The following is a 12,087-nucleotide window of genomic DNA, read 5'->3' as shown; positions in this document are numbered from 1 at the left end:
GAAGTACGTAACAACATCTAAATAATTTAAAAGAATAAACATGAAATATTTATTATCATCAGTAGTTGTAGCCGTTTTGGTGTTGTTGATGGCCTTTAAAACCAACAAAAACAATCTTGATACAAAATCAGTTTTTGCTGATTCAATCCATTTTGCAGGTGAAGTACATTTTAAAAACGTACGTCAATTAACATTTGGTGGCGATAATGCAGAGGCATATTTTAGTAAAGATGGTAAGTATTTAGTTTTTCAAAAAACAGATACAAAAACTGGTATTATGTGTGATCAAATTTGGTTAGGCAAAGTGCCGCAAACTGACAATGAAAAGTTTGAGCCAAAGTTGGTGAGCACTGGTACTGGTCGTACCACTTGTGCTTATTTTTACCCAGATAATAAGCATATTTTGTATGCGTCTACACATTTAGCTGATGCTGCTTGTCCGCCAGTGCCTGATCGTAAAAAATATGGCAATAAATACATTTGGCCAATTTACCAATCAATGGATATTTTTAAAGCTGATTTAAATGGTAAAATAGTAAAACAATTAACCAAAACAAACGGTTATGATGCTGAAGCTACCATTTCACCAAAAGGCGATAAAATGGTTTTTACTTCTATGAGAGATGGTGATTTGGAACTATACACGATGGATTTAAACGGCAAAAATGTAAAGCGTATTACCAATATGTTGGGGTACGATGGTGGTGCATGGTTTAGCCCCGATGGTACTAAAATTTTATGGAGAGCAAGCAGGCCAACTACGCCTGAAGAGGTAAAAGAGTACAAAGAGTTATTAGCAGAAAATTTAGTAGCACCTACTCATATGGAAGTTTGGATAGCTAACGCAGATGGTAGTGACGCCCATGCCATCACCAATTTAGCACAAGCTAACTGGGCACCTAATTTTACGCCAGATGGTAAGCATGTTATTTTTTGCAGCAATCATGAATACAAATATGGTTTTCCGTTTAATATGTACATGATTGATTTAGATGGCAAAAACATGCAAAAAATTTCAAGAGATAAAGGTTTTGATGCCTTCCCAATGTTTACAACCGATGGTAAAAAGATAGTGTTTAGCAGTAACCGTAATAATGGTGGCACAAGAGATACCAATATTTTTATTGCAGATTGGGTGAATTAATTTTTTGGGATACTTTTTGTAATGGTTACATACATCAATTTTTTAGATAAATAATTTATATGAAAATGCGTAACTATCTATTATTATTTTCCCTTTTATTAAGCCTAACACAATGTTCAAAATCAGATGCAGTTAATGGTACTAATAGCGCTAACAACCAAACTTTAGGTACTTCTGCCAACGATTTTTTGAGTAGTAATAAATTTACGAGCTTAACCATACAACTGCAATATATGCCTGGCTTTGCACCAGATGCAACTGCCTTGAATAACCTTACCAATTTTTTAAACAGTTTGTTGAACAAGCCTGAGGGTATTTCCATTATTCAAACCCCCATTGCTGCCTCTGGTAAAGCTAGTTTATCGATAGATGATATTGTAAAAATTGAAAACACCAACAGAACTGCTTTTAATAACGGTAAAAATATTGCGGTGTATGTGTTGTATGCAGATGCTCCGTTTACACAAAACAATGTATTGGGTATTGCTTATAAAAATACTTCGTTGGTAATTTTTGCAGCTACTATAAACGCCAATAGTGGTGGTTTAAACCAAACCAGCCGAACTAAATTAGAAACCGTTGTAACGGAGCATGAGTTTGGGCATTTACTTGGGTTAACTGATTTGGGTACTAAAATGGTAACACCCCATAAAGATGCAGCTAACGGTAGCCATTGTAATAATACCAATTGTTTAATGTATTATGCTTCACAAACAACAATGATTGGTGGGCTTATATTGACAGGCCCCATACCAACTTTAGATGCAAATTGTAGGGCAGATTTACAAGCCAATGGCGGCAAATAAATTATCTCGATCCTAATTCAATTACTTCACAATCTTTCATATTGGCGCCCTCGATAGTAAACCTAATGAGGGTTCTTATTTTATGCCACCCTTGTTTGCCAGCAGCGCCGGGGTTCATATGTAAACACTGCAAAGTATCATCAAACATTATCTTTAAAATATGCGAATGGCCGCTAATAAATAATTGCGGTTGCTGTTGTTGTATGAGCTGTTTTACACCCGGTGCATACCTGCCAGGGTAACCACCAATATGTCGCATAAAAACTTTTACTTGTTCGCAAGTGAAAAATAAATTTTCAGGATATTGTTGCCGTTGCAAAGGAGTATCTATATTGCCATAAACGCCTCTAAAAACTATTGGTTTTTTAAGGGTGTTCTCAAAATGATCCTTTATTTTTTGATCTACCTCATTTGGACCAAAATCGCCAGCATGCCAAATTTCATCACACTCATTAAAGTGAGTGAGTACCAGCTCATCTAACCAACCATGCGTATCAGACATTAACCCAATTCTTGTCAAAATTGTTCATTTAATTTGATGTAAATTCGTGCATCTAACAATGTAATTCAAAAATATTTTTGATATGGCTCATTACCACCAAGCCGGAAAAATTCCACACAAACGTCATACACAATTTCGTAAACCCGATGGTAGTTTGTATGCAGAACAATTATTTTCTACCGAAGGTTTTTCAAACGATTATTCATTACTGTACCATACTTATGCACCCACATTAATTGTTAAGTGCGATGACCCTATTGATGTGTCGCCTAAAATTGCTGAAGAGCATATGTTGAAACACCGCAGTTTAGAGGGGTTTAAAATAAAGCCAGTAGCTGATTTTTTAGAAAGTAGAAAAGCAGTGTTGGTAAATAATGATTGCCATATTGTGTTAGCGGCTCCGCAACAAAGTATGACAGGTTATTTCTATAAAAATGCTGATAGTGATGAAGTGCTGTTTATACATGAAGGAAGTGGTGTTTTAAAAACATGTTATGGTGAATTAGCCTTTGCTTATGGTGATTATTTGGTGATACCAAGGGGCTGTATTTATCAAATTCATTTTGATACACCAGATAATAGATTGTTTATTGTAGAATCACATGCACCTATAAGATACCCTAAACGTTACTTAAGTAAGTACGGACAATTAATGGAGCATGCTCCTTATTGTGAAAGAGATATTCGTGTACCACAAAATTTGCAAACAATTGATGAGAAAGGTGATTTTATCATCAAAACCAAAAAGCAGGGGTTGTTGTATGGTATACATTACGGCACACATCCTTTTGATGTGGTAGGGTGGGATGGATGTTGTTACCCTTATGCTTTTAGCATTCACGATTTTGAACCTATTACCGGTAGGGTTCATCAGCCGCCACCAGTGCATCAAACATTTGAAACGGATGCTTTTGTAATTTGTTCATTTGTACCTAGGTTGTTTGATTATCATCCTTTAGCAATACCTGCTCCTTACAACCACAGCAATATTGATAGTGATGAATTATTATATTATGTTGATGGTGATTTTATGAGCCGTAAACATGTTACAAGGGGTATGATAACGCTACACCCTGCTGGCATACCTCATGGTCCTCACCCTGGCCTAGCAGAAAAAAGTATAGGTGCTAAAGAAACCAAAGAATTGGCGGTAATGGTTGATACGTTTAGGCCTTTAAAACTTACGGTAGATGCTATTGCTATTGAAAATGAAGGTTATGTAATGAGTTGGAGTGAGTAAGCCACATTTATTTTTTGAGAAGTATTTTTATTTGTATTATTTATTTTCATTAAATTGATAGTGAATTAAAACATTACTACCATGATTAAATTGAGCGAATTAAAACAAGGCGGCCATATTATAGCAGAACATGAAGGAGATAAAAAACGAGGAGAAATTGTTAAAATAAACAACGCAGATAAACAAATTTGTATTAACTCAGGTGTACAAGATTTTTGGTTTGATATGGGTAAAGGGCATTTAGAAGCCATACCTATCACTGATGATGAGCTCACCAATTTTAAGTTTCATAAACTTGTGAATGATGATGGCACCGTGAAATATATGAAAGGAGCTTTTAGAATATTAATACCGAAAGAAGGCGATTTTTCAAGGATGGAAATTTGGTATAGAGATGAACAACGTCATATTATGGAACCTATTCCATTACATGTATTACAAAATCATTTTTATGAAATGACGAAAGTATTTTTAAATGAAGGGTCATTCGATTAATAAATATTTAAAATTTATAAGCATAAAAAAACCTCTCAATTATTGAGAGGTTTTTTTATTATGTGAACTCGTAAAAATTATTCACCTTTTGCTGCATCTGCTTCATCGCTGCTAAACTTAGCTTTCAAATCTGCTAATGCACCTAAATCACCTAAAGTAGTTTTTTCTACTTTGCTTTGAATGGTTTTCACCGCTTTCTTAGTTGATTCAGCTTCGGCTCTTTTTTCTTTCATTTCTACTTGTCTTTCTTCTTCTTTCTCTTGTTCCCACATTCTTGTATGACTTAATACGATGCGTTTATCGTTGCGGTCAAACTCAATCACAATAAATTGTGCAATTTCGTCTTGTGCAATCGCTTTTTCATCTTGTTTCATCAAATGACGTGTAGGAGCAAAACCTTCTAAACCGTAAGGTAATTGTACCACAGCACCTTTATCATCTTTTTTGCTAACAGTACCTTCATGTACAGTACCTACTGCAAAAGTATCTTCAAGGCTATTCCATGGATCTTCTTCAATTTGCTTATGGCCTAATTGTAATTTGCGACCTTCTTTATCAATACTCAAAATCATTACTTCTATTTCGTTGCCTACTTTAGTGTATTCATTCGGGTTATTGAAACGCTTTAACCAGCTTAAATCGCTGATATGGATCATACCACCAATACCTGTTGATAATTCAACAAACACACCGTAAGGAGTAATGTTTTTAACAGTACCCATGTGCTTGCTATTTTCAGGGAAACGGTTTTCGATGGTACTCCATGGGTCTTCAGTTAATTGCTTAATTGATAAACTCATTTTACGGGTATCCTTATCTAAGGTTACTACTTTAGCTTCGTATTCGTCACCTAATTTGAAGAACTCTTTCGCATTGATTGGTGTATTAGCCCATGTAATTTCACTTACGTGTACCAAACCTTCAACACCTGGCATAATTTCTAAGAAAGCGCCATAATCTTCAATATTAACTACTTTACCTTTTACTACTTCACCTTCTTTTAAGCTGTCAGATAAAGTATCCCAAGGGTGAGGCGTTAATTGTTTTAAACCTAAGCTGATACGTTTTTTATCATCATCAAAGTCAAGAACAACCACGTTTAATTTCTGATCCATTTTCAACACCTCAGCAGGGTGATTGATGCGGCCCCATGAAATATCAGTAATGTATAATAAACCATCTAAACCACCTAAGTCTAAGAACGCACCAAAATCAGTAATGTTTTTGATAGTTCCTTCTAAAACTTGGCCTTTTTCAAGTTTACCAATAATTTCAGCTCTTTGAGCTTCAATATCGCTTTCAATAAGTGCTTTGTGAGATACTACTGCATTTTTGATAGCCTCGTTAATTTTAACCACTTTAAATTCCATGGTTTTACCAACGAATTGATCGTAATCAGTAACTGGTTTCACATCAATTTGAGAACCTGGTAAGAAAGTTTCCATACCAAATACATCAACGATTAAACCACCTTTGGTTTTGCTAGTAACCAAACCAGTAACAATTTCACCAGTTTTGTTAACTTCAACAATACGCTCCCAAGCACGGGTAATACGAGCAGATTTACGGCTAAGGTGTAAATTACCTTCTCTGTCTTCTTTTTCTACTACCATTACTTCTACAACATCACCTACTTTAACGCCACCCGGAATATCTCTAAACTCGTTTAAAGAGATTAAACCATCGCTTTTAAAGCCAATGTTTACAACCGCATCAGTTTTAGTTAATGACTCAATAGTTGCTTGAATCATTTCACCATCATTGATTTGTTTGAAAGTGTTGTCGTAAACTACATCGTACTTTTCTTTCTCTTCTTTTGAGTAAGATGATACGTTGCGTTTGTCTCTGCTCCAATCGAAATCATCGTGGGCAGTTTGTACAGCCTCAGGTTGGTTTGTTGTCGCAGCTGCTTCCGGTGCATCTTGTGCTGCCGTTGGCTCCTGACCTTCTGCGTTTAGTTGTTTGTGAATGTTAAATGACATAAAATTATCCCGTTGTTTTTTTACGGGTTGCAAAGATAGTATTTTTTACTTAAAATGAGTATGGTATTACTTATGAATAGCTTTCTTACATTATAAGAACAAGCTTTTTTGATGGTGGATAACAAAAATGAAATGTATAAACTTCATTTTTTCTTTAAATTCACTCTTTTTTTAGAGATTTAGATTAAGCGTAAATGAAAAAGATAAAGGATTCTGGTATTATAAAAGGGTTGGTGTATGCTATTGTAGGCATTATTACTTATCCGGGTTTAAATATCATTAATTCGCTTAAAATTTGTGGCACAGAGCATCTTCAAAATTTACCTAAAAAGAAAGTGTTATTTGTAAGTAACCACCAAACATATTTTGCCGATGTTATAGCTTTTATACATATATTCTGCGCCGTAAAGTGGCGCAAACAAAACAAATTAGGTATTCCTTATTATTTACTATGGCCATTCACCAAAATTAAATACGTTGCCGCTGAAGAAACCATGAATAGTAGTTTGCTTACCAAATTTTTTACTTTGGCAGGGGCACTTACTGTTAAAAGAACTTGGAATGAGGGTGGCAAAGAAATTAGAAGAGGTTTAGACCCTTCAGACACTCGGAAAATTTTTAAAGCTTTGGATGATAATTGGGTGATTACTTTTCCGCAAGGCACCACTAAGGCTTTTGCACCAGGTAGAAAAGGTACAGCACATATCATTAAACAAACGAAGCCCATTGTAATACCTGTTGTTATTAAAGGTTTTTCAAGAGCTTTTAACAAAAAAGGACTTGTGATTAAACGAAGAGGTACACCTTTACAAGTAACCTTTAAAGCGCCACTTAACATTAATTTTGACGATAGTACCGAAGCTATTTTAGCACAAGTAATGGATGCTATTGAACAGAGTAAAGCATTTATGCCTGTTATACCAAAACAAACAGTTACCACATAAAAAAAGCGTTCATTAATTGAACGCTTTTTTATTTATTTTACAAATAATGCTTTTAATTCATCTGCATCTTCAGGCTTCATTTTTCCACCTAATATCAAACGTATTTGGCGTCTTCTTAAAGCACCTTCAAACAGCTTCTTTTCATCATCCGTTTCTGGCTCCAAGGCATTGATGCTTCTTGGTTTACCATTTGGGTCAAGTGCTACAAATGTATAATATGCTTCATTGCTTTTGTAACGGTATTGTTGAATAGCATCTTCACCCCATACATTCATATGTACTTCCATGCTGCTGTTAAAAGCACGTGTAACCTTGGCTTCAATATGTACTACATTGCCAATTTTTATTGGAGTTTCAAATGAAATATTATCTACAGATGCTGTAACTACTGGTGCGGCACAATGCTTCATCGCTGCAAGTGCAGCTGCAATATCCATCCAATACATGAGGCGACCACCCATTAAGTTTCCAAAATTATTGGTGTCGTTGGGTAATACCAATTCCGTCATTACCACCAACGATTCACTTGCTTTTTTTACCATACTTTCAATTTGGGCGCAAAGCTAAAATATTAAACCCAATAAGTTAGGGTCAATTTAAACCTTAACAATATTATGACTGTGATTTACTGCCTTTTTCGCCCCTGCATTTATCACTACAATACTTTACTTCATCCCACACTTTTTCCCATTTTTTTCGCCAAGTAAATGGTCGGTTACACACAACACAAATTTTTTGTGGAAGGTGTTGTTTTTTTACATTTTTCATATGCTGTTCAACAATGATTTATGGATGATGTAATGTTACTTTTTTTCAAATGCATCATCTAGCGAAGCTAAATAAGCATCGGCAGTGGTTAACAATTGATTTCGTTTGGTAGCATCCATTTTATCGAAAGTTTTTAACAACATGCCCAAACGTGGGTTTTTTGAAAAAAAAGTACGTTGTGTATGCATAAACCGCCAAAACAGCGCATCCCAAATGGACGTCCATTCCCCTTTTTTATAATCGCTCATTTTGGTGATATAATTACTGCCGCTGATGTATGGTTTGGTGGTCATAAGGCCACCATCAGCAAACTGCACCATACCGTATACGTTAGGTACCATTACCCAATCGTAACTATCAATAAACAATTCCATAAACCAACGGTACACTTCATCGGGGTCAAACTCACATAGCAACATAAAATTGCCTAGTAACATGAGGCGTTCAATGTGGTGCAAGTAACCAGTTTGCAATACTTTTTTTATTACATTATCAATAGGTGTTATACCTGTGTTGCCAGTCCAAAATGTAGCAGGTATTTTTCTGGTAAAACCCCAGTAATTGGTGGTGCGTTGTTTGCTGCCTTCACGTTCATAAACCATTCTTATAAACTCTCTCCAACCAATAATTTGCCTAATAAAACCCTCTGTTGAGTTTAATGGTATTTGGTGTTTTGCAGCAAATTGTAAAGTGGTATCAATAATTTGTTGAGGTGTTAATAAACCAGCGTTTAATAACGGACTTAATAGTGAATGATGCAGGTAATGTTCATTTGCCACTAATGCATCTTCATACACTCCAAATTTTTCAAAACGATGTTGTAAAAAATCTTTTAACCAATGCAGTGCATCTTGTTCGTTAATAGGATATATAAAATTTGTTGTAACACCATAGTTGTTGCCAAAATTAGTTGCAACATATTGCAGTGCTTCTTTCACAAAAGTATTTGTAGAAGGAAACGCTAGTTTGGGAGGTTTTTCTGAAGATGGATATTTTTTTCTGTTATCAGCATCATAACTCCATTGTCCGCCAACAGGTTGCCCTCCATCATCTAACAAAATACCCCTGGTTTTGCGTTGATGGATGTAAAAATCTGTTTGAAAATACCTTTTTTTTGAATCAAAAAATTGGTTACCCTCTTGTAATGTGTTGAGAAAAGCTGGTGTGGTGTGTTGATGTAGCTGTATTTGTTGCTTTTTGCAAGCATTTTTTAAACGACGGTACAACCAATTATCAACCACTTCAGTAAAATGAATATCCGTAACCTTTAATGATTTTTTTAGGTGAGGTATTAGTTTTGAAATATCATGTATTGGTTCATTTGAATTAATATACAATACATTATAACCATTTTCTGTAAGATGTGCTGCATACTGTTTCATACTGGCACGGTGAAACACCAGTTTTTGTTGGTGAAAATTATATTGGGTAAAAAATAAGGCTTCTTCAACCAACACAACTCGTTGTTGTAAAGGAGCTATTTTTTTGAGGTTAAATAGTTGGTGTGGAAAAATCAAACTCACTGCTGTCATACTTACATATTTTATACTGCAAATTATAAGCATTCGTTCACAGTAAAAAGTTTAAACAGTGGTTTAGGCATAATATTTACGCATGAAGTAAATGTATAGTGTTTAACCAACAGTACTGCACTATTGCAGCTGTAAACTCCCTATTTTTGCGTATAATTTTTTATATGATATCGTTTGATAATACTGAATATGCTTTCGCTTATAAAAGCAATAAAGAGCTTAAAAAAGCCCATTTTTTATTTTCATCAATGGGTAAACCTTGGTTGGTTAATATGGGTTTATCATTAATGCCAAAAGCCATTAAATGGAATATTCCGTTTACAAAATCAATTATAAAGCAAACCATTTTTAGTCAATTTGTTGGTGGCGAAACTCTGCAAGAAACTGCACCAGTTGCACAAAAGCTAGGTGCGTATAATGTAGAAGTTATTTTAGATTATGGTGTTGAAGGTGGCGAAGAAGGCGAAAGTGGTTTTGACCATGCAGCAGATGAATTTATAAAAGTGATTGATTATGCTACAACGCAACAGAACATACCATTTATGAGTATTAAAGTTACTGGTTTGGTACGTTTTGGGTTGCTTGAGCAAATTGATGCAGCCATGAGTAAAGCTGAAGGCACTTTAATGAAACGGTATGAAAATGCAATTGCTCAATTAAGCGATATTGAAAGAGTTGAATGGCAAAAAGTAGTGGCTAGGGTAGTGCGAATTTGCAAAGCAGGTAGCGATAAAAAAGTTGGTGTGTTGGTAGATGCTGAAGAAACTTGGATTCAAGACCCAGTAGATGCACTTACCATATTAATGATGGATCAATTTAATACCACCAATGCAGTAGTGTACAATACTATTCAATTATACCGCCATGATAGGTTAGCATTTTTAAAAGATAGCTATGAAGCTGCAATGAGCAGGTCATTTGTGTTAGGGGTGAAGTTGGTACGTGGCGCTTACATGGAAAAAGAAAGAAAACGTGCAGCCGAAAAAAACTATCCATCGCCCATACAACCTAATAAAGAAAGCAGCGACAATGATTATAATGCAGCGGTAGCTTTTTGTATTGAACATATTGAACAAATTGCCGTAATTGTTGCATCGCACAACGAATACAGTAACTTACGTGCTACACAATTGTTAGACGCTAAGGGATTGCCGCATAACCATCCACATATTCATTTTTCACAATTGTATGGCATGAGTGATAACATTACTTTTAACCTTGCAAAAAGCGGTTGTAGTGTTAGTAAGTACTTGCCTTTTGGGCCTATTGAAGATGTGATTCCTTATTTGATGCGCAGGGCACAAGAAAACAGTTCTGTAGCCGGACAAACAGGTAGAGAACTTGGTTTAATTAAGAAAGAGTTGGCTCGTAGAAAATTAGCTTAATATATTTTGGTTACTTTATTTTCAACCAAACCATACACATGATCACCTTTTTGGGGTTTGATGGTGTGTGTGCCTGTAAACCTGCCAAATGCTGGTAACACCGCATATTTTTCGGTGAAATAAAAACAGGCTAGTTGTAACGATTGTTTGCCCAAACCTTTGATGTTGATACCGGGGTGAATATGACCGCTAAAAAAATACTCGGCTTTTACCTGCTTTACATCGGCCATATCATGCGTAAAGCAAAACCCATTAATAATATGGTGCGATGGTATTACTTGTATATTAGCATGAGTATAAACTTGAGCAGGTAAAATATCATGATTGCCTTTTATTAAATCAATAGCAACATAATCAATATCATTACGCCAACGTTTGAATAACTCAAACTCTTTATTAAAACTGCTGTGAAATAAATCGCCTACGATAATAATTTTTTTAGGTTTAAAAAACTGTACTTCTTGCAGTAACTTATGTAAATCTTCTTTAAAAATATTTTGGGGTATGGCTATACCACTTTTTCTAAAATGACCTGTTTTACCTAAATGTAAATCAGATAAAATCAATGTTTGTTGTGCTTCCCAAAAAAGCGTACGTTGTGCTGATACAATAAATTGTTCGCCTAAAATGTAATGAGGTAAAAGTGGTTGCATGGGTTGCAAATGTACAATGTAAACCGATTATCAAATTTCATATTTGGTATGGTAAAAGTTTCTTATTTTTCACATCTAAAAACTAACAAATATGAATGAATACAAACAAGATGTTGATCAAATTTCTAGTGAATTATATCAAACAGAAACATTACCTAAAGGGTTGAATGTATTAACGATATTAACTTTTATAGGTTGTGCATTTGGTGCCCTTTTTAGTTTAGGTACACCATGGTTAATGAAGTTAAGCAAAGGCTTTGTAGATAAAGCAATGGAAAATAGTTCAAGTTTGCCTCCAGAAAAATTAGCTGAGTTAGAAAAAAGTAGGGCAGGTATGGAAATTATGATGGCAAATTTAACACCTGTATTAATTATAGGAATTGTGGGTATTGTTTTATGTTTTGTTGGTGCTATGATGATGCGTAAACTCAAAAAAGATGGCTTTTTTATTTACTGTGCTGGTCAAATAGTTCCTGTTGTAGGTAATTTTGTTTTATTAGGCTTAAGTCAATTCACCAGTATTTGGAGTTACTTTTTTGCACTTATTCCATTTGTATTTATAGCATTATATGCTGCTCAGAGAAAATATCTAGTAAAATAGTGAAGCATAAAGTTTATTAAAAAAGCCCGTTATTA

General features: G+C 34.9%; 13 protein-coding genes. 7 read left to right on the top strand and 6 right to left on the bottom strand.

The genetic code is table 11. The features are described from left to right. Nucleotides 1-40: 40 nt before the first annotated feature. Both ACFOWM_RS03865 and ACFOWM_RS03860 read left to right on the top strand, forming a co-directional pair. Nucleotides 41-1,144 (top strand): TolB family protein, encoded by a 1,104-nt coding sequence (locus ACFOWM_RS03865; protein WP_379707330.1) that lies wholly within the window; start codon nucleotides 41-43, stop codon nucleotides 1,142-1,144. A gap of 59 nt (nucleotides 1,145-1,203) precedes the next feature. Next, the gene (locus tag ACFOWM_RS03860) at nucleotides 1,204-1,950 is read left to right on the top strand and encodes a hypothetical protein (RefSeq protein ID WP_379707328.1); all 747 of its coding nucleotides are present in this window, start codon (nucleotides 1,204-1,206) and stop codon (nucleotides 1,948-1,950) included. A 1-nt stretch (nucleotide 1,951) separates the two neighbouring features. On the opposite strand, the gene ACFOWM_RS03855 is transcribed toward ACFOWM_RS03860, so the two are convergent. Next, nucleotides 1,952-2,470: a metallophosphoesterase family protein gene (locus tag ACFOWM_RS03855; protein WP_379707326.1), complete on the bottom strand. Its 519-nt coding sequence runs from the start codon at nucleotides 2,468-2,470 to the stop codon at nucleotides 1,952-1,954. 64 nt (nucleotides 2,471-2,534) lie between these two features. Between ACFOWM_RS03855 and ACFOWM_RS03850 the strand changes: the two genes are divergently transcribed. Both ACFOWM_RS03850 and ACFOWM_RS03845 read left to right on the top strand, forming a co-directional pair. Continuing rightward, complete coding sequence (locus ACFOWM_RS03850) at nucleotides 2,535-3,692, top strand: homogentisate 1,2-dioxygenase (RefSeq protein ID WP_379707324.1); 1,158 nt, start codon at nucleotides 2,535-2,537, stop codon at nucleotides 3,690-3,692. Nucleotides 3,693-3,773: 81 nt separating this feature from the next. Continuing rightward, the gene (locus ACFOWM_RS03845) at nucleotides 3,774-4,187 is read left to right on the top strand and encodes a hypothetical protein (RefSeq protein WP_379707321.1); all 414 of its coding nucleotides are present in this window, start codon (nucleotides 3,774-3,776) and stop codon (nucleotides 4,185-4,187) included. Nucleotides 4,188-4,264: 77 nt separating this feature from the next. Here ACFOWM_RS03845 and rpsA read toward each other — a convergent pair whose 3' ends face one another. Beyond that, entirely contained in the window at nucleotides 4,265-6,169 is a 1,905-nt protein-coding gene (gene rpsA, locus ACFOWM_RS03840; RefSeq protein ID WP_379707319.1) for a 30S ribosomal protein S1, read from the bottom strand. A gap of 194 nt (nucleotides 6,170-6,363) precedes the next feature. Here rpsA and ACFOWM_RS03835 point away from each other — a divergent pair, with 194 nt between their 5' ends. Then, the gene (locus tag ACFOWM_RS03835) at nucleotides 6,364-7,113 is read left to right on the top strand and encodes a lysophospholipid acyltransferase family protein (protein ID WP_379707316.1); all 750 of its coding nucleotides are present in this window, start codon (nucleotides 6,364-6,366) and stop codon (nucleotides 7,111-7,113) included. A 32-nt stretch (nucleotides 7,114-7,145) separates the two neighbouring features. On the opposite strand, the gene ACFOWM_RS03830 is transcribed toward ACFOWM_RS03835, so the two are convergent. The 3 genes from ACFOWM_RS03830 to ACFOWM_RS03820 all read right to left on the bottom strand — a co-directional run bounded on the left by ACFOWM_RS03830 (nucleotide 7,146) and on the right by ACFOWM_RS03820 (nucleotide 9,413). Continuing rightward, nucleotides 7,146-7,655: an acyl-CoA thioesterase gene (locus tag ACFOWM_RS03830; protein WP_379707313.1), complete on the bottom strand. Its 510-nt coding sequence runs from the start codon at nucleotides 7,653-7,655 to the stop codon at nucleotides 7,146-7,148. Nucleotides 7,656-7,725: 70 nt separating this feature from the next. Next, nucleotides 7,726-7,881, bottom strand: coding sequence for a DUF2256 domain-containing protein (locus ACFOWM_RS03825; protein WP_379707310.1), 156 nt, complete (start codon nucleotides 7,879-7,881; stop codon nucleotides 7,726-7,728). 35 nt (nucleotides 7,882-7,916) lie between these two features. Beyond that, complete coding sequence (locus tag ACFOWM_RS03820; RefSeq protein WP_379707307.1) at nucleotides 7,917-9,413, bottom strand: cryptochrome/photolyase family protein; 1,497 nt, start codon at nucleotides 9,411-9,413, stop codon at nucleotides 7,917-7,919. 164 nt (nucleotides 9,414-9,577) lie between these two features. Between ACFOWM_RS03820 and ACFOWM_RS03815 the strand changes: the two genes are divergently transcribed. Continuing rightward, nucleotides 9,578-10,798: a proline dehydrogenase family protein gene (locus ACFOWM_RS03815; protein ID WP_379707304.1), complete on the top strand. Its 1,221-nt coding sequence runs from the start codon at nucleotides 9,578-9,580 to the stop codon at nucleotides 10,796-10,798. On the opposite strand, the gene pdeM is transcribed toward ACFOWM_RS03815, so the two are convergent. Next, complete coding sequence (gene pdeM / locus ACFOWM_RS03810) at nucleotides 10,795-11,451, bottom strand: ligase-associated DNA damage response endonuclease PdeM (protein ID WP_379707301.1); 657 nt, start codon at nucleotides 11,449-11,451, stop codon at nucleotides 10,795-10,797. The two genes, ACFOWM_RS03815 and pdeM, sit on opposite strands and share 4 nt — an antisense overlap. Before the next feature lie 91 nt (nucleotides 11,452-11,542). Here pdeM and ACFOWM_RS03805 point away from each other — a divergent pair, with 91 nt between their 5' ends. Next, nucleotides 11,543-12,052, top strand: a complete 510-nt coding sequence (locus ACFOWM_RS03805; protein WP_379707298.1) for a hypothetical protein — start codon at nucleotides 11,543-11,545, stop codon at nucleotides 12,050-12,052. The last annotated feature ends 35 nt before the right edge of the window (nucleotides 12,053-12,087 follow it).

This window comes from Ferruginibacter yonginensis, from assembly GCF_042651465.1.
GTDB classification, from domain to species: Bacteria; Bacteroidota; Bacteroidia; order Chitinophagales; family Chitinophagaceae; genus Ferruginibacter; species Ferruginibacter yonginensis.
This window is presented reverse-complemented; position numbering and strand designations above follow the sequence as displayed.